Here is an 18720-nt window from a genome sequence, read left to right on the forward strand (position 1 = left end):
ATTCCAAGTCTAACTGATGATTATTAGCTCTGGTATCTCCTACCCGCTCGGCGCCACGTGTCAGGAAGGGGGGACAAATTTTGCGATATTTTCCGCCCACGCCGAGCGCGTGGAGCTTTGTCTGTACGACAGTGAGGGGGTAAGGGAGATTGCGCGATTGACGTTGCCGGAAAAGACTCATGATATCTGGCACGGGTTTGTGGAGGGGGCTACCCCCGGGCTTTGCTACGGTTATCGGATACACGGCGCCTACGATCCCCACGAGGGACACCGTTTTAATGCGAATAAGCTATTGCTCGATCCCTACGCCCGGGCATTGAAAGGGCGCTTCGAGTGGCACTCTTCACACCTGGATTACGATGTTCAGGAAGGGCCCGTCCAGCGGGACTCACTGCCAAATGCAATTGATAACCAGGCCTATATGCCCAAGGCCGTCGTTGTAGTGGACAGCGTCCCTGCGGCCACCGGCTGCAACCCGGCTGTGCCGTGGCATGAAACCGTGATATACGAAGCCCATGTGAAGGGGTTCACCCGCTTACACCCCGACGTACCCGATGCGTTGCGGGGAACGTTCGCAGGATTTAGTCACCCGAAAATCATCGAGTATATAAAGTCGCTTGGAGTGACCTGTGTTGAGCTACTACCTGTTCATGCCTTTACGGACGAGTATCACCTGTCCCTGAAAGGGTTAACGAACTACTGGGGTTACAATACGCTGAGTTTTTTTGCGCTACACAGTGATTACCTTGGGGGGAGCGATCCTCTACTGTTTCGTAACATGGTGGATCGCTTTCACGACGCGGGCCTCGAGGTGATTCTGGATGTCGTCTACAATCACAGCTGTGAGGGAAACCACCTCGGGCCAACCTTGAGCTTCAAAGGTATCGACAACCATTCCTATTACCAGCTGGTCCCTGGCGACAACTATTACTACATCAACGACACGGGCTGCGGTAATACGCTGAATATTCGCCATCCGCGGGTGTTGCAACTGGTGATGGACAGCCTCCGCTACTGGGTTACTGCCATGGGTGTAGACGGCTTTCGCTTTGATCTGGCCGTTGCGCTCGGGCGAGAGGAGCATGGCTTTAATACCCGTAGCGCCTTTTTCCAAGCGATCTCACAGGACCCGGTGCTTTCTAGAGTCAAACTCATTGCCGAGCCCTGGGACGTAGGGCCCGGTGGCTATCAGCTCGGAAACTTTCCGGCGGGATGGAGTGAGTGGAATGACCGCTACAGGGATACGGTGCGCCGATTCTGGCGCGGTGATGAGGGATTACTGCCTGAACTGGCCCGCCGACTCCACGGCTCCGGGGATCTGTTTGAACATGCCGGGCGTAAGCCGTCCGCCAGCATTAACTTCGTTACCAGCCACGACGGCTTCAGCCTGCGGGACCTGGTGAGTTATAGCTCACGTCACAACCATGGAAATCTTGAAGACAATAACGATGGTCACCGGGAAAACTATAGTTCCAACCACGGTTTTGAGGGTGAAACTGACCACCCGAAAATAAAAGCGCTGCGCTGGCGGCAGCAACGCAATATTTTAACGACTCTGCTGGTGTCCCAGGGTGTTCCCATGCTCCAGGCGGGCGATGAGTTGGGACGTACCCAGTCGGGAAACAACAACGCCTATTGCCAGGACAATTCGCTTAACTGGGTCGATTGGGAGAACGTTACCAAGGGTGGGGAGAGCCTAATCGCACTGGTTAGGAAGCTTATCGCTATTCGCAGATCCTTCCCTGTTTTTCTAGCCACCGTGTACCGGCACCGGTCGGATGATTCGCGTGACGACAGCATCCATTGGCTTAACAGCGACGGTAAAACAATGCGCCAAGAGCACTGGCACGAACGCGACACTCGCGTGCTTGGATACCTTCTGTCCGAAAGATCCGAGTATGAAACGGATGACTCTCGTCAATTGCTGGTGATCTTTAACGCAGCAGATGAGAGCCAGCACTTTTCCCTGCCGCAGACAGTTCCATCCGAATGGCAAGTAATCATAGATACCGCGAAAGAAGAGAGTACTGACCTGTATTGGACAGGAATGGCAGCAAAACAATTGACCCTGGCCCCACGTTCTGTCGTCGTTATGACGACTGCCCGGGCTGGTGGTCCCCATTGGCTTGAATTAGCTGAATCAATCAATTCCAGAGAGACATTATGAACAAAATCGAACCTGTATTTTCACAAGAGCTGCTGGCTGAGAGCCTTTCGAGGCATTACCAGTTGACCCTTGGCAAAGATGAAACGGCCGAATCCCACCACTATCTGTACCGTGCCACGGCCTTGACAGTGCGAGACCACCTGGTCGCAAGGTGGCAAGAGACCCGCGACAGGTACCGTACTGAGCAGCCCAAGCGGATCAACTACCTTTCACTGGAATTCCTGATGGGCCGAACCCTGAGTAACGCGGTACTTAATCTGGATATTGAGGAGGAGCTTAAGGCTGCTCTTGTCCAACAGGCGTGCGATATGGAGAAGCTGGAAAGCGAGGAGCCAGACGCGGGTCTGGGCAATGGCGGCCTGGGACGACTTGCTGCCTGCTTTCTCGACAGTTGTGCGAGTCTCGAAATACCGGTCACGGGCTATGGCCTCCGCTACCAGTACGGAATGTTCCACCAGAGAATAGACAATGGACACCAGGTGGAACAGCCTGACCCCTGGTTGCGGGACGGCAATCCCTGGGAAATTGAAAGCCCGGAAAACACCCGTAGGGTGAAATTCGGCGGTCGAACCGAGCAATATCAGGATGAAAACGGTGTTATGCGGACCAGTTGGGAGCACACCCATGATGTTCTTGCTGTACCCTACGATCTGCCCATTCCCGGGTACAAGAATGATACGGTCAATACCCTGCGCCTCTGGAAATCCGAGGCAACCGACGAGTTTGACCTGGATGAATTCAACGCTGGTAGCTATATCGATGCGGTCGCCGAGAAGAATCGTGCGGAGCAGATAACGCTTGTTCTGTACCCCAACGATGTAAGCGAACAGGGTAAGGAACTGCGCCTTCGCCAGCAATACTTTCTGGCCTCGGCAAGCCTGCAGGATGTCCTCCATCGATGGGTGAGGGATCACGGTAAAGATTTCAGCATATTTGCCGCCAAAAATGGCTTTCAGTTGAACGACACGCATCCTACGGTTGCGATACCGGAACTGATGCGCCTGCTCATCGATGATTACAGGCTCGAGTGGGAAGAGGCTTGGGAAATCACAACAAGCGTAATGTTTTACACCAACCATACACTGTTACCGGAAGCACTGGAGGCCTGGTCTGTAAGCTTGTTTGAGCAACTGCTGCCACGGGTGCTGGAGATTATTTACGAGATCAACGCACGTTTTCTTTCCCATGTGAATGACCAATGGCCCGGGGACATGGACCGCTTGCGCAATATGTCCATTGTGACCGAAGGGGACTACCCGTGCGTGAGAATGGCCTACCTCGGCATCGTTGGAAGTTCTTCCGTCAATGGCGTGGCTGCTCTGCACACCGATCTTTTGAAGCAGGGCCTTTTCCGGGATTTTAATGAGCTGTGGCCGGAAAAATTCAATAACAAGACTAACGGCGTCACCCCAAGGCGCTGGCTCGCGCACAGCAACCCAGGTTTGAAAGCGCTTATTTGCTCGCGGATTGGTGATGGCTGGGTTCAAGACCTGGACGAGTTGGAGAAGCTGGCTCCCTATGCGAGCGATTCCGACTTTGCCGAGCAATTCATGGAGGTCAAGCAGCGCAACAAGGCGGCCCTCGCCAGTCTAGTAGAGCAGGACTGTGGGGTGAAATTCGACACTGGCATGATGTTTGATGTTCAGGTTAAGCGAATCCACGAGTACAAAAGGCAATTGCTCAATATTCTCCATGCCATACACTTGTATAGACGTATCTGTGACGGTGACACCGTTGGCATGTATCCCAGGTGCCTGCTGATCGGCGGGAAAGCCGCTCCAGGTTACGTTATGGCCAAGTCGATTATCAAGCTAATCAGCAATGTTGCATCTGTCATAAACGCGGATCCGCGCTGTCAAAATCTTCTCAGGATCGCATTTTTTCCCGACTATCGCGTCACTGCGATGGAGGTGATTTGTTCTGGCACCGATCTCTCAGAACAGATCTCCACTGCCGGGAAGGAGGCATCGGGGACCGGCAATATGAAGTTCATGATGAATGGCGCCGTGACCATAGGGACATTGGATGGGGCGAATATTGAGATCCGGGAAGCCGTTGGCGATGATAATTTCTTCCTTTTCGGTATGACAGCGGGGCAGGTGGCGGCCACCCGAACCAATTACCGTCCCCAGGAAATCATCGATGCGGATCCTGATCTGTCGCAGGTAATGAGGCTGCTGGATTCGGGGCACTTTGATCTAGATGAAGCAGGCCTGTTCTATTCTGTGACAGCAGCGATTCGTTGCCCCTCTGACCCCTGGGTGACCGCCGCTGACTTCCACAGTTATGTAGAGGCCCAGCAACGGGTCAGCGAGTGCTACGCAGACAGGCAGCGCTGGTCGAAGATGGCGATTCTGAACACTGCATACAGTGGCCGGTTCTCCAGTGATCGAACTATTCGCGAATACCGGGATGATATCTGGTACAGGAGTTGAGCCGACGCCCGTAAGGGCGACGCCCCCTTGGAACACTTGCAATCGAGCAAATTTTACGACATGCACGAAGTACGATGATTTCACAAAACTACGATATAACAAAGTCTAGTGTATGGGATGCCCTGCAGCGGCTGGCAGAGGTGGCCCCTGGCATCCGGGTTTCCGATCTGCTCGACCAGGACCAGGATCGGGTAGATAAATACAGTCTGGAAATTGCAGGGCTGTCTCTCGACTACAGCAAGAATCTGGTCACCGATGAAATTATGCAACTCCTGCTGGAACTGGTGGCGGAATCGCCGCTTGAGACCCAGCGTGAAAAACTTTTCACAGGGGAGGAGATCAATATGACCGAGCAGCGCCCTGTGTTACATACGGCCCTGAGGGCGAGTCCGACACAATTGCAGGAGGACGGGCTCACCGAGGCCAGTGCACAGATTGCCGGACAAAAGCACCGAATCAAGGCAGTCAGCGACCAGATTCGTTCTGGTGCCTGGTTGGGATCGACGGGCAAACGTGTAACAGATATCGTCAATCTCGGTATTGGTGGCTCAGACTTGGGGCCAAAACTAGCTTGCGAAGCCCTGAAGGAATTTTCGCACGAGCGAATCAAATGCCATTTCGTCTCCAATGTGGATGGTGAATTGATTCGAAGCACCCTGAAGAATCTGGAGCCGGAGACGACCCTGGTTATTCTTTCCAGCAAAACCTTTACTACCCAGGAGACCCTGCTCAACGCCCAGACTGCGGCCGGTTGGTTCGAGCAGCGCCTCGGTCTGGCAAGCGCGTACGCATCCCCCCACTTTATTGGCGTGACCGCCTCGCCTGAAAACGCGGTAAAACTGGGAATCAGGGATGAAAATATCCTTGAATTCTGGGACTGGGTCGGCGGCAGGTATTCACTCTGGTCTACCATCGGTTTGTCCATTGCCATCTGCATTGGATACGATAATTTTGAGCGTATTCTTGCGGGTGCTCAGCAAATGGATGTTCACTTCCGGGAGTCCACCGCCCGCGAGAACATGCCGGTGATCCTGGCCTTATTGGGCGTCTGGTACAGCAATTTCCTGCATGCTGAGAGCCATGCGGTTATTCCTTATTGCGAGCGGATGCTGAACCTTCCTGCATATTTGCAACAGCTTGATATGGAGAGTAACGGCAAGAGCGTGACCCTGGATAGCAGCCTGGTGAATTGTTCGACCGGGCCGATTATCTGGGGGCAGACCGGGACGAACGGCCAGCACAGCTTTTTCCAGCTTTTGCATCAGGGTACACACCTTATTCCCATAGACTTCATCGGGCTGCTCAGTGACGATCTCAGTACGACGGAGCACCACCGGGTACTGACAGTGAATATGTTTGCGCAATCTGCAGCGCTGATGTCCGGCAAACAGGATTCGACACTTCCTGTCTACAGGAATTACCTCGGTAACAAGCCCTCTAATGTACTGCTTATGGAAAAGCTCATACCGGAAACGTTCGGAGCGCTCATTGCGCTATACGAACACAAGGTGTTTGTTCAGGGGTGCTTGTGGAACGTGAATTCCTTCGACCAGTGGGGTGTCGAGCTGGGAAAAGCGCTGGCCAATGATTTGCTGCAAGGCAATTCCGAGTTGGATTGTTCAACACGCAACTTAATGAATAAACTCAATGCGTCCCTCTGAGCTACCTGTACTTTCTGGAACAAAGCTGCGAGGGAGGAGGGTGCTCTAATAAGCTTTTCTCAAACTTGACTCCCGGATAACCAGTGAGGAATCGCGGATAGAGTCACGGACCTTTTTGCCTGTTAGCAGCCCCATCATTTTCTTAACCAACTGCTCACCGCCGCCCGAAATATCCTGGGATACGGTAGTCAGGGTGGGGTTGATGCGCGTCGCAATTTCCAGGTCGTCGTATCCGGTAACGGCTACCTTTGAAGGCACGGATATCCCGTGTCTTTGCAGACAAGAGATAGCACTGGCGGCGAGCATGTCGCTGCAGCAGACGATTCCATCTATGCCCGAATTGTTTTGAATGAAGTTGTCGATAATCTCCTCTGCGGCGCCGCTCTCCATAGGTGGATCCAGTTCCAGATTAATGTCTGCATCCAGCCCTGCCTGACGTAGCGCGTTGGCATATCCTTCATGCCGCAGGGCCAGCTCTGGTTTCCTTACATCGCCGAAGAAGGCAATGCGCCTGCAACCCTGATCCAGCAAGTGACGAGTAGCCTGCTCCCCGCCCATGACATTATCGGTGCCCACTATCCGGTAATTTCGTTCTGGCAGGTCAGCCCCCCAGACGACTATTGGTTTTTGGTAGCCAGCCAGTTTGTTCAATTCATCGTGGATCATCCCCTGACCGATGAAGATTGCGCCGTCACACTGTCTATATACCCTAGTGGTGAGAAACTCGGCTGCTGTTTCTACGGGTTTATGATACAGCATAAGGTCGTGGCCCGATTCAGCCAGGTGATCAACCACAGATCCGACCATCCTCAGAAAGAATGGGTCTGACAAGTGATGGCTCAATTCCACATCGTGCATCAATACCAGGCAGATCATATTAGAGCGCTGCAGGCGTAGATTGCGTGCGGTTTCGTTCATCACGAATTGGTGCTTTTCAGCCAGCTTGCGGATCTTGTCTTTTGTACGATCATTGACAAGAGGGCTGTCATTCAGTGCCCGTGACACAGTGGCTCTGGAAACTCCGGCTATGTCGGCCAGTTGCTGCATGTCGATTTTTCGTTGCTCAGATTTCTTTACCGACATAAGTCGCTCTTTTTCCGGTGTGTTGAGGATAGATGCCGCGCTGCACTACAACCGATTGTAGAGGAGGTTGGCCACAATGGAAACTCTCCACCGGGAATACCCTGGCAAGACCGAAATGTCAGTGGCTTACCAGAATCTATTGACTTAATGCAATCGATTGCAATAGAATCTGAAAGTGGTGGGGGGGGAATCGATTCGAGTCGGTGCTTCGGACCGCTCACACCCGGATCAGTGAGGTATACGCGCCTGGTCTGCCAGCGTGTGGCGGTTGGCCTCCTCTTGCGGTGAGAGGTCAGCTATTTGGCATGCCACGGCAGCGTGGCATGCTTTTTTTTGTGCCTGAAAATAGACTGCCGCTTGTGAAATAACACAGGTGAGGAGAGAAGTTGAGAAAACTACCTGCAGGACCATTGGAAACTTTGGATTCCGGATGCATGCAGAGCGTGGTGTCTGGAACGCATGGGGATCTATTTTCTGTACTTGGTGCGCACACTAATCCTTCGGGAAAGGGTCTGGTTATTCGCACTTTCCTCCCGGGGGCCAGCGGGGTAGAGGTGATCTCTCGCCAGAACGGCAAAAAAGTAACCACCCTGCGCCAAATTCATCCAGATGGGTTGTTCGAAAAAACGCTGCTCAATCGCAAGAACCGATTCGACTATTTCCTGCGTGTGGCCTATGACTCCGAACAGGTAGACATGGAAGACGTCTATCGGTTTTCTTCCTGCCTCAGTGAGGATGATCTCTACCTGTTCGGCGAAGGGACTCAGGAGCGCTCCTTCCAGTGGATGGGTGCACATCCTCGTCAGATAGATGGCGTGGATGGTGTGCTGTTCGTGGTCTGGGCGCCATCTTCCCGGCGGGTGGCGGTGGTCGGTGACTTCAATCACTGGGATGGCCGCCGCCATGTGATGCGGCCGCATCCGGCCTCGGGTATCTGGGAGTTGTTTATACCTGATCTCCCGCAAGGCAGTAACTACAAATACGAAATCATCAATGTGCAGGGAGAGGTTCTGGCGCTGAAATCAGATCCTTACGCGCGATCCATGCAGCATCCGCCGCAAACGGCGTCCATGGTACAGCGGGATAATAGTCACCAATGGGGTGACGGTGAATGGATGGCGCGCCGTAGTGAAGCGGACAGCCACCGGCAGCCGGTGAGTATTTACGAGGTGCATCTGGGTTCCTGGCGGCGCCGCTGGGAGGAAGATGGTCGCTACCTGAGCTACCGGGAACTGGCGGACGAACTCATCCCCTATGTCGTGGAAATGGGATTTACCCACCTGCAACTGATGCCTATCAGTGAATACCCTTTCGATGGCTCCTGGGGCTACCAGCCGATCGGCATGTATGCACCCAGCATCCGTTTTGGCACGCCCGCGGAATTCAAGTACTTTGCCGATCAGTGTCACCAGGCCGGCATTGGCCTTATGTTGGACTGGGTGCCGGGTCATTTTCCCACCGACGAGCACGGCCTGGGTCGCTTTGACGGCAGTTGCCTGTATGAGCATGAGGATGAGCGCCAGGGTTTTCACCCTGACTGGAATACCCTGATTTACAACTACGGTCGCGGTGAGGTAGTGAGCTACCTGTTGAGTAACGCCATGTATTGGATCGAGGAGTACCACCTGGATGGCCTGCGGGTGGATGCAGTGGCCTCCATGCTCTACCTGGATTACAGCCGGGAAGAAGGCCAGTGGGTGCCGAATGAGCACGGTGGGCGAGAGAACCTGGAGGCCATAGAACTTCTGCGCACAGTGAACAGCAGGCTCTATTTCAACCACCCGGGGATCATGATGACGGCGGAAGAGTCCACTGACTGGCCGGGAGTTTCACAGTCGGTCGATAATGGCGGCCTAGGCTTTGGTTACAAGTGGAACATGGGGTGGATGAACGACACACTGAGCTACATGGAACGGGATCCCATACACCGGCAGTACCACCACAACGAAATGACATTTGGTATCGCCTACGCCTGGAGCGAAAATTTCGTGCTGCCCTTGAGCCACGACGAAGTTGTCCATGGAAAACGCTCCTTGTTGCACAAAATGCCAGGAGATGAATGGCAACAGTTTGCCAACCTGCGGGCTTATCTAGGCTTCATGTGGGGGCATCCCGGTAAAAAGCTGCTGTTTATGGGAGGGGAATTTGCTCAGCGTTCGGAGTGGGATCACGATGGTGAACTGGAATGGCATCTGTTGGAGTACGGCCCACACCGTGGTATGCAGTCGCTGGTGCGTGACCTGAACCAGATGTACATCTCGGTGCCCGCCTTGTATGAACAGGATTGTGATGGTGCCGGTTTCGAATGGGTGCAGGTAGACAACCGCCAGACCTCGGTCTTTGCGTGGTTGCGACGGGGCGCGAATGGTTCCTCGATTGCACTCGTGGTGAGTAACCTCACGCCCACCGTTCACCTTGATTATCGGGTCGGTGTGCCGGTTCCTGGATACTGGGCCGAGCGCCTGAATACCGACGCTGAGGGCTACGGAGGAAGCAATGTGGGTAATTTTGGTGGTCGACATGCGCTGGCTGAATCCTGCGACGGACAGTCCTGCTGCTTGCAGGTGTCACTGCCACCGCTGGCGACGCTGATTTTTGAACTGCAGAACCATTAAAAAAACATAATGAAACAACTTTCGGAGTAGATATGACATCGCGGGGAAAACTCGAAGCCGGCAAGTTACTGCCGGTCCTCACGGCAGGGGGAGCTTCATTACATTAAAACCCTGGTTCGAACTAAGCACTATCAATGCTTGGGTCTTTCCCGATCGTAGAGTTAATGCGGTGAAATACGGGTAAATACGGGGTGTTTTGAGGGCGGGCCGTATCTAACTAATTGAAATTTAAGGGTTTAAAGTTCCACTAATGTGGCTACGAACCAGGCGGTCGCACGTTCGAATCGTGCCAGGCGCGCCAATTCCGTAAGGGTCTGCAGCTTAGCAGCCACTAACCTTCCCGCGCATTTCCGGCAGTTTTCCGACACTTTCCTCCTTCTGCCGCTTTATCACTGTCAGGGTGGGCGATTGCGCGCGCCCACGATCGGTCACCTTCTCCGCGGCATCCAGCAGTTCGCCGAGTTCGGCTGCCGAGTAGTGGGTGGTGATATCACCACTGGCATGCCCCAGCAGCGCCTTGCGTGTTTCCAGTGGAACCGCCGCGCCTCGCAGCCTTCGGCCGAACGTATGGCGCAAATTGTGAACGCCTTTGAGTATGGTGCTGTCCGTCGGTAACCCGGCCTTCGTCCAGGCCCTGATCCACGCGCTGGTCCGTAACTTCCCGACCGGGTTGCCCCGATAGGTAAACACGAAGTCCTCGTGGATCCCCCGCCGTGAATCGACTACTGCCTTCGCGACCGTGTTGAGCACCACCACCCGCTCGGTACTGGTCTTGGTGATCGACTCGGGCAGGACAAAGGCGAAAGTGGATAGATCATCCAGTTTTACCTCCCATGCCCAGCGCAGCTGGCAGACCTCTTGTTCCCGGCATCCCGTATTGACCGCAAACATCGCGGCATCCGCCAGGTGGCGGGGGAGCCTTGAAAAAAGCCTGTCCTGTTCTTCCCACGACAAGGGGTACGGTCTTTTCTGGCACCCCTTGAGCGATAGCCGACTGAGTTTGGGCGGTGCCTGTTTTAGCCACGGCAGCCCTTGCTCATTTCGCCATACCCGCGCCGCGCGATTGAGAACTGCACTGGCTGTACCAATCGCATTGTTAATGGATTTCGGGGCCTTCCCCAGACGGAGCCGCTCATCCACGAATGGCTTTAAAGTGCCGTCGTGGACCTGCTCCAGGGGCAGTGCGCCGATATACACGAACAACTGGTCCAGATGTATCGCTATCGTTTCTGCCGATGACGACTGTGCAATATCTTCGAGGTATCGCAGTGCCGCTGCCTCGAAGGTATAAACCGCTGCGGCTTGTTGCTTTGCCTCCTCTTGAATCTCCGCCAGTCGACGGATCAGTTTTTGCTCTGCCTCAGTGCGGCCAGATACTCCTGTGCTTTCGCGGAGCCAGCCGCCGGGGGCGTACTGCGAGCGTTTTTCGATATGCCAGATCCCGTTTTTGAGGCGGAGCCCCGGCATTTTGTTGCGCTTTGACATAAATCGTCCTCCAGAATTGAGCCTAAAGGACGACGCCCGTTGCGTTGGATATAGTCCTCCGCCCAGGCGTCGATTTCAAGTCTGTCGAAGAGAATGGTTTGTTGTCCCAGGGAAACCTCAGACAGGGCAGGGCGCACCACGCGATTAAAAGTATTCTTGTTGATCCCGAGGTAGGCCGGGGCATCGCGGAGTCGGATCAGGCGGGGTTGGATCTGCATGCCCTATCTGCCTATGTACACAGCAGTTATCTGGGCTCTGACATGGCCTATTTCAGCACTGATGGTCAGGCGGGCCTGCTGGTCGACCTGACGCTGTGACCCGGTTAATTGCTCTTTGGCGGGCCCGCCCGCATGGGGGCAGGGCCAACCTGTGAGTTCCCGGTACCGCTGCTGGGCATAGGCATGGCGCAGGCCGTGCATTTTGGATAAGCCGGCGTTGGCGGTGTGGCGTTCGTAGATCCTGAGCTGCTCGATGTATTGCCGGCCCCGGGGGATCAGCGAGCCGAAACCGGCCAGCCGCTTGGCCTGTTCCAGCAGGGCGCGTTGTTCCAGGGTGCGGATGGGGACGGTGCGTTCCCGTCCGCCCTTGGTCCAACTGGCCTTGAGGTGCAGGTGATCACCCCGGTCTGCCCAGCGGGGCTGGATCTTCAGGGCTTCCTCCCGTCGAAGCCCGAAGGCCTGTTGCAGGCGCAGGCTCATCCTCACATATTCATCTTTCACCAGGGCGAGTTGGTCCCTTTTCAGGTCCTTGGCCTTGCTGGTGCCGGATACGAACTGCCGGTCCGGTATGCCATAAAAGTCGTTGGAGCTGGCAACCACGGCCCGCTTGTTAACCTTCTCGGCCCACCAGCGTAAACAGCTCATCCGGTTCTTGATGGTGCCGGGTGAAAGGTTCTGTTTCAGCCACTCGTCCACCAGGGCCTGGACATGCTTTTGTTTGAGGGAGGAGGCCTTCAATTGCCGGAAGCCCAGCTCGTGCAACTGGTTGGCGATTGCGCTCAACTGGCGCTCACGGCCTACGCGGGTTTCGAAGCTGCCTTCATGGCTGTGTTTGCACAAGAGTTTCAGTTGGTAGTTCAGGTCTCGCATAGTGTTGTTTCCATCGGTGAGTGTTTCTGATCACCTGGCAACAATGCTGCGCAGGTCCGACGAGCGGTACGATCACGGGACACCAATCCCGGTTGACCTGAATGTGTCTGGCCATAGACAGCACGGTGTGTTTTCGCAAGAAAACTGGCCCGTGCAAACCAACGGTCATCCAGCCAAAGGCTGGTGGTGGATTTCTCCTTTTTAAGTTGAGCAGAGCGCACTGACCGCCAGTGCGTTTGCGTGGTTGAAGAAACTGTCTTTCAGGCCGGCATATATGCCCGGCCATCCACAGCGCTTATGGAACCGATCCCCGTACCAGGCGGGAGGGATTTGAAGGTGCGGTACCCAGACGAAGCGGCACTGCGATAGTTCGAAGAGGGACCCGGTCATCGCTGACCGTTGCGTCAAGAAGGGTCCTGAGTGACGCGTTCAGCAGATTCCAAAACTACCTGAATCCACCTACCCCGTTCGCTTTCGCAAGGTGGGGTCTTCCTTGCCACTTTAAGCGCAGTGGCAGCGACAAAATTCAGTGTTGGGGCCGATTATAGGAACACAGAATACGCGTGTCACAGAGAACTTCACCTGAATCGGGAGTGGTTTCTGCCCGGCAGCTGAAAACTTGCTGCCATCAAACGCCCTGAAAGCTCTCTGCAATGCAATTTTGGCCATATTTGACTGTGCCTACACGACCCAATCCACCTTTGAGGGGGTGGTTCCACTGTAACCACCCCTGAAAAGACGTTAAGCCTCGGTGTTGCCAAGATTGCCGCAATGTGCGCGCTGCCCACGTCACTACTCGCTTCGCGCCTTAGTGACGTGGGGTTTTGATGCGGAAAACGATATGCTCCGCTGTGAAAAGCCTATCAACGCCGGACGAAAACTGCACATTTGTACCCGCAAAAATCCACCATTGCCTTGGGGGAAGAGTGTTCTTCCAGACTCTTACCGAGAATTCTCTCGGGCGAGCGGCTAATGAGCTCGCGCCGGAACGCAGGCGGTACGGGGTGGTTTTTCGTGAATTTAGCGTTAAATCGAACAGAAGGATGGTGACTAACTACGTCTTGCAAAAGTCAGTGTTGCCGCAGCAGTGGGCTCTTGCAGCGAGATTTGCCAGGCGATGACATCGATATTCAGAATCTGCCTCCCACTTCGAACAAGGTAAGCGCGTGTATGCACGGCTAGATCACCCTTGGTGGGACGTAGAAAATTGATGTTGGCTGATAGGAGTGGGCACACTTCGTCGGCTGATACCTTTAAAGTTTGCAACGCACCGGTAAGCTCGAGAACGCCTACAACTACTCCTCCGTGCCACGCTTGCAACAATGGGTTACCAGTAAAATGCTCTGCCCAAGGAGTCAGGCATTCGACATCTGGTTCGCATCTGACAAGCTCGGTCCCGTAATTTTTCGCATAGGGCGTCTCGTCGAGAAACTGGAGTAGATGTTTGTCCATCTTGATTAATCACCTCGTCGATAGAGCAAGCTTCGATCCAGGGCAGGACCTGGGCTGCCAATTTTGAAAATACCTTGCGCGTTACACAACATCTTTCTTCCGTCCAGGCTGCTGGCGAATGCACTGACATAGGCAAACCCGTTAATCTGCTGGTAGCACTCCGCCTGGATTCGAACATCAGTGCCTACGGGGGCGGAATGTATGTGGTCGATTCGCAGGTTGATGGTCGCAATGGCCTGTGGCACCGCGAGGCTTTGGAGGACTACGAAACCGCAGGCACTGTCCAGTGCGGCTGCCAGAGCGCCAGGGTGCAACGAACCATTTTCGTGCGCTGTTGCATGCTTTTCCTGGAAAGGCATTTCCAATACGACTCGGTTTTCCTCGGTAGAAACAAATTTCAGTGACATATCACTGTGAGCACCGATCCCGGCGCTGAACAACTCGTAAACTTTTTCCAGTTGGAGTGCATCCATCTTGTTCAGATTTCCGATTTTAATAGACGGGCAAGCTGACTTTCGGCGTCGGCGAGTAATGTGTAAACCACTGGAACAACAAATAAGGTAAGCACGGTTGAGGAAATTAGTCCGCCTATTACGAGTATACCCATTGAAGTGCGTAACTCAGCGCCATCAGACGTGGCCAGCGCTATAGGGATCATACCGAATATGGTAGAGAACGCAGTCATCAGTACTGGGCGTAAGCGTAAATGAGCCGCTTCGATCATAGCTTCCGCTGCGCTGTGGCCTTGCTCTATGGCCTGATTGGCATAGTCCACCAGAAGAATGCCGTTTTTCATAACCAGACCCATCAGCGCGACCAGACCGATTTGTGTCAAGACTGAAAGCTCGGAGTTAGTCCATGCGAGCAAGCTGAATGCGCCCACAAAAGACAGCGGAGCGGTAAGCATGATCACTACTGGTTGAGTATAGCTGTTGAATTGACTAGCCAGAATCATGTATAGACTGAGCATCGACATTGTTAGTGCAAAAAATATTGCCTCGACAATATCATTGATTTGCTCTGAAGTGCCTAGATATGAACTCTCGTATCCTGTAGCCATATCGAGATCACTAATAATCTCATCCATTTTTTTCATCAGCTCGCCTGTCGCGATCCCAGCGGGAGCGTTTGCAGAAATACCGATCTTTCGAGCCCGATTGTAGTGATCGATTTGTGCCGGGCCACTGGTTACGCTTACCTCTGCGACGTTACGGAAATCTATTAAGCTGTTGTCTGCCGCGCGTAATTGAATGAGGTCAAACTTTCCGATCTCGTCGCGGTACGTTTCTGCATATCTCAGGCGCACGTCATAGCGATTACCGAACTCTTCGTAACTTGTAACATCTACACCACCCATCGTGGCTCCAACAGTAGCGGCGATATCTCGAACCGAAATGCCCAAATCAGCGGCCCTGCGCCGGTTTATCGTAACCTGCAATTCAGGCTTGCCTGGCTCATAGCTGGACTTGATATCCCTGAAGAGGCCAGATTCTTCCATCTGGCTCGTGATAGTATCCGCGTATGTTCGAAGTTGTTCTAAATCATCGCCGCTTAAAGCCATCTCCATGTCGGCACCAAAGAATCCTCCTCCGGATATCCAGGGCACATCTGTCAAAGAGATGTGCTTGGCATCGGGTATGGCCAAAGCGAGCGCTGTGCGGACGTCATCCATCACTTCATACTGATGACTGCTCCTTTGTTGTTTCGGCGACAGACCAAAATAGAATGATAGTTCGTTTGCCTTGGCCTGAGCGCCGGAGCCAATAACAGTGAACACCAATTCAATATGTTCCAGGTCACTGACAGTTTTACTCACTTGAGTGGCAACACGCTTGGCCTGGGTAAGACCGGTTCCCAGAGGAAGCTCGACTTTGGCGAGAAACTCGCTTCTATCAGTTGCGGACGTAAATGAGAGGGGAACCTGACCCGCATTATAAACACCCATACCGACAGTGGCAGCGGCCAACAGCAGAACAAGCCAGCGAGCGCGAAGTGCGAAGCGAACGCCCTTAACGTAGGTTGTTTCCAGAAGTACATAGCCCTTATCCAGTAGCGCAAACATTCCTCTATGGCCGGAACTTTTTTTGAGCAGACGAGAGCTCAACATAGGCGTAAGGGTAACGGAAACAAACAGAGATAGTGCTACTGCCACAGCAATGGTGACACCGTATTGATAGAAAAACACACCAACCAGACCTGTGGTAAAGGAAATCGGCAAGAACACCGCCATCACACAAAGGGTGGATGCGATGACGGCAGTGGCAACTTTTCGCGTGCCCGTTGAAGCAGCTTCATTGAGGTCGAGCCCAGCTTCAACTTCGCGGTGTATAGATTCCAGCACAACTATGGCATCGTCTACGAGCAGGCCGACACACAGTGATATGGCAATCAGCGATACCATATTGATAGAAAAATCGAGTAGGTAGAAAGCGAAAAAAGTAGCGATGATTGCCGTTGGAATAGCGGTTGCAACAATTAGCGTGGCGCGTACGCTGAGTAAAAAGCAAAGTGTGACAATGACAACCAGGAGGATGCCTAGCAAAATATCGTTTGACACGTCTCGCACTGCGGACCCGATAAATCGCGAACTGTCCCTTACCGTGACAATGTTGATTTCAGCTGGTGTTTCTGTCTGAAGTTTGGTCAGCGCTGCCTTAACTGCTTTGGCAATACTGGTGGTATTGGTTCCAGATTGTTTGCGAATTTCGAGGCTTACTCCTGTTCTACCATCTAGCTCCGCGTAGCTGCGTTCATCCTCCAGACCATCCTCAACTTCGGCAACATCTATCAAGCGCACCATCGCCTTATCATCGCGAGAAATAATGATTTCACCCAACTCTTTTAAGCTGGTTACTTCGCCCATGGTTTTGATGGTCAGTTCCGTGGACCCGCTGTGGTAATCCAGGCGGCCGCCAGGGATGTCAGCATGCTCACGTTGGATAGCGCTGATTACATCGGCCGCAATTACGCCGTAACCCCGCATTTGTGGGGCTTTCAACCAGATGCGTACTTCCCGCTCGCGGCCCCCGACAAGAATCACGCTGCCAACGCCAGGTACTCTCTGCAAACGCTCTTTGACGACATCTTTGGCGAAGGCTGTGAGTTCACCCACTGGCCAGGGGCCGGATACAATCACCGAGACAATGGGTTCAGAATCCGGATCAAGTATGGAGACGACAGGCTGACTAACTGTGTCAGGCAGAAGCGGCAGAGTTTGACTGATTTTGTCCCGTATCTCCTGGGCCTTCAGGTTGGGATTTTCCTCCATATCGAATTCAAGGATTATCTGTGAAAAACCGTCACCGCTAATCGAGCGCATTGTATCGACGCCAGATATAGCGATTAGCTCTTCTTCAAGCCTCTCGGTAACTTCTGTCTCTACCGTGCTGGGAGAGGCTCCTTCGAGTATTGTTTCAACCGTTACAATGGGCACTTCAACGCTCGGGAACAGATCGATGCTTATTCGACCCATGGAGACCACGCCCAGCATCATGAGCGCAGCGGTCATCATGATCGCCAGCACTGGCCGGCGAATGCAGAGGTCAGCTATCCACATAGGGATGTTCTGAAATAGTGACCCGTGAACCATCAGAAACCTTGTGCATACTGGGGCCTACAACAAGGATCGCATTTGAGCTTACGCCCTGGAGTATCTCAAGCCGACCATCACTAAGCTCACGTACTTGCACTGTGCGTTGACTAACTACGCCATCTTCAACCACCAGGACAGAGCGGCTGCTTCCCAGTCCCATAGTAGCGTTGGGTGATAACATTAGCCCCTGTCTTGAAATGGGCATCAGCTCGACTTCAATGAAAAGCCCAGGTTTGATCGCATAATCCACATTTGGTATTCCCAGTCTTACATCGATAGTGCGAGTTTTGTGGTCTATTCGATCGTTGATCAGCGCCACTTCCGACTCATAGGTTTGATTCATACTCGGTATGTGAACCCTTCCGAGCGTACCCAACTGAATGGAAGTTAAATAAACTTCGGGCACGAACACCAGTGCCACCATGACATCAATCTCCTGGATTTGGAGGACTGGGTGCTCAGAGCGCATGATTGATGGGACGTATGCGCCTTCATCCACATGTCTCTGGGTGATAACGCCACGGTAGGGTGCTCGGGTTATTGAGTCGTCCAGTTCCTTCTGCGCCTCGGCAAGATTAGCGCTTGCAATACCGAGCTTCGCAGCCGATACCTCAACTTGTGTGCGCCTGTCATCGAGTTGCTCGACAGAGAATGCTTGCTTCTCTCTGAGTGCGATGGCGTTTTCAAGATCGCGTACCGAGTCTTTGTACTCTGCCTCTGCCAGGCGCTTAGCCTCAGAAAGACGCAGGACATTAATCTCGAAATCTTTCTGGCGCATACGCAGCAAGGGCTGCCCTTCTTCAACACGGCTTCCAACGTTGACATAGATTTCTTCGATGAGGCCACCAACCATCGGCGAAATATTGGTGGAGCGGCGTGCGAGAATGGTGCCGGTAACAAAAATAGGCTCAGATAATGCCGCTATTTCCGGACTCGTAATCGATACTACAACGGGTGACGAGGGCTGTGGAGTAATCCCAGTACTGGTTGTGCCATTTTGGGGTTCGCCATCGCAGCCCATGAGTATCGCTGCGGCCAAAATGGGTCCCACGGTCTGCATGATGTAACGCATACTATCGCTACCAACTAGTTCGAGAGGCATCATGAATTGACAAACCGCGATACCTACAACTAAAATATTA

11 protein-coding genes are annotated in these 18720 nt (G+C 53.5%); 4 read left to right on the forward strand and 7 right to left on the reverse strand.

Annotation, left to right across the window (positions count from 1 at the left end; translation table 11 throughout):
* The first annotated feature begins 16 nt into the window (after positions 1-16).
* From glgX to pgi, 3 genes are all read left to right on the forward strand, one after another.
* Entirely contained in the window at positions 17-2167 is a 2151-nt protein-coding gene (glgX, locus tag C0039_RS06590) for a glycogen debranching protein GlgX (protein WP_101517627.1), read from the forward strand.
* The gene (locus C0039_RS06595; RefSeq protein ID WP_101517628.1) at positions 2164-4602 is read left to right on the forward strand and encodes a glycogen/starch/alpha-glucan phosphorylase; all 2439 of its coding nucleotides are present in this window, start codon (positions 2164-2166) and stop codon (positions 4600-4602) included. The genes glgX and C0039_RS06595 overlap by 4 nt, the downstream gene beginning before the upstream one ends.
* A gap of 74 nt (positions 4603-4676) precedes the next feature.
* The gene (pgi, locus tag C0039_RS06600; protein ID WP_101517629.1) at positions 4677-6263 is read left to right on the forward strand and encodes a glucose-6-phosphate isomerase; all 1587 of its coding nucleotides are present in this window, start codon (positions 4677-4679) and stop codon (positions 6261-6263) included.
* A gap of 45 nt (positions 6264-6308) precedes the next feature.
* Here pgi and C0039_RS06605 read toward each other — a convergent pair whose 3' ends face one another.
* Complete coding sequence (locus tag C0039_RS06605) at positions 6309-7346, reverse strand: LacI family DNA-binding transcriptional regulator (RefSeq protein ID WP_101517630.1); 1038 nt, start codon at positions 7344-7346, stop codon at positions 6309-6311.
* Between the two features lie 386 nt (positions 7347-7732).
* On the opposite strand from C0039_RS06605, the gene glgB reads away from it, so the two are divergent.
* A complete protein-coding gene (glgB, locus tag C0039_RS06610; protein ID WP_423810680.1) occupies positions 7733-9961 on the forward strand; it encodes a 1,4-alpha-glucan branching protein GlgB in 2229 nt (742 codons plus the stop codon).
* Between the two features lie 321 nt (positions 9962-10282).
* Here the strand turns inward: glgB and C0039_RS06615 are convergent, their stop codons facing one another.
* The 6 genes from C0039_RS06615 to C0039_RS06640 all read right to left on the reverse strand — a co-directional run bounded on the left by C0039_RS06615 (position 10283) and on the right by C0039_RS06640 (position 18650).
* Positions 10283-11446, reverse strand: coding sequence for a tyrosine-type recombinase/integrase (locus C0039_RS06615; RefSeq protein ID WP_027948881.1), 1164 nt, complete (start codon positions 11444-11446; stop codon positions 10283-10285).
* A gap of 221 nt (positions 11447-11667) precedes the next feature.
* On the reverse strand, positions 11668-12534 hold the full coding sequence (locus C0039_RS06620) for a phage integrase N-terminal domain-containing protein (RefSeq protein ID WP_027948882.1): 867 nt from the start codon (positions 12532-12534) through the stop codon (positions 11668-11670).
* 1050 nt (positions 12535-13584) lie between these two features.
* Positions 13585-13986, reverse strand: a complete 402-nt coding sequence (locus C0039_RS21495) for a PaaI family thioesterase (RefSeq protein WP_076001765.1) — start codon at positions 13984-13986, stop codon at positions 13585-13587.
* A gap of 5 nt (positions 13987-13991) precedes the next feature.
* A complete protein-coding gene (locus C0039_RS06630) occupies positions 13992-14459 on the reverse strand; it encodes a PaaI family thioesterase (RefSeq protein WP_027951252.1) in 468 nt (155 codons plus the stop codon).
* 5 nt (positions 14460-14464) lie between these two features.
* Positions 14465-17542, reverse strand: a complete 3078-nt coding sequence (locus C0039_RS06635; RefSeq protein ID WP_051230677.1) for an efflux RND transporter permease subunit — start codon at positions 17540-17542, stop codon at positions 14465-14467.
* A complete protein-coding gene (locus tag C0039_RS06640) occupies positions 17529-18650 on the reverse strand; it encodes an efflux RND transporter periplasmic adaptor subunit (RefSeq protein WP_158413443.1) in 1122 nt (373 codons plus the stop codon). The genes C0039_RS06635 and C0039_RS06640 overlap by 14 nt, the downstream gene beginning before the upstream one ends.
* Between the last annotated feature and the right edge of the window lie 70 nt (positions 18651-18720).

Source organism: Pseudohalioglobus lutimaris (assembly GCF_002866825.1).
In the GTDB taxonomy this organism is placed as follows: domain Bacteria; phylum Pseudomonadota; class Gammaproteobacteria; order Pseudomonadales; family Halieaceae; genus Halioglobus; species Halioglobus lutimaris.

Coding starts and splice junctions, on each gene's coding strand:
- C0039_RS06605 (WP_101517630.1), bottom strand. CDS start 7,346: ATGTCGGTAAAGAAATCTGAGCAACGAAAAATCGACATGCAGCAACTG.
- C0039_RS06595 (WP_101517628.1), top strand. CDS start 2,164: ATGAACAAAATCGAACCTGTATTTTCACAAGAGCTGCTGGCTGAGAGC.
- C0039_RS06635 (WP_051230677.1), bottom strand. CDS start 17,542: ATGTGGATAGCTGACCTCTGCATTCGCCGGCCAGTGCTGGCGATCATG.
- C0039_RS06620 (WP_027948882.1), bottom strand. CDS start 12,534: ATGCGAGACCTGAACTACCAACTGAAACTCTTGTGCAAACACAGCCAT.
- pgi (WP_101517629.1), top strand. CDS start 4,677: ATGATTTCACAAAACTACGATATAACAAAGTCTAGTGTATGGGATGCC.
- C0039_RS06615 (WP_027948881.1), bottom strand. CDS start 11,446: ATGTCAAAGCGCAACAAAATGCCGGGGCTCCGCCTCAAAAACGGGATC.
- C0039_RS06640 (WP_158413443.1), bottom strand. CDS start 18,650: ATGCGTTACATCATGCAGACCGTGGGACCCATTTTGGCCGCAGCGATA.
- C0039_RS06630 (WP_027951252.1), bottom strand. CDS start 14,459: ATGGATGCACTCCAACTGGAAAAAGTTTACGAGTTGTTCAGCGCCGGG.
- glgX (WP_101517627.1), top strand. CDS start 17: ATGATTATTAGCTCTGGTATCTCCTACCCGCTCGGCGCCACGTGTCAG.
- C0039_RS21495 (WP_076001765.1), bottom strand. CDS start 13,986: ATGGACAAACATCTACTCCAGTTTCTCGACGAGACGCCCTATGCGAAA.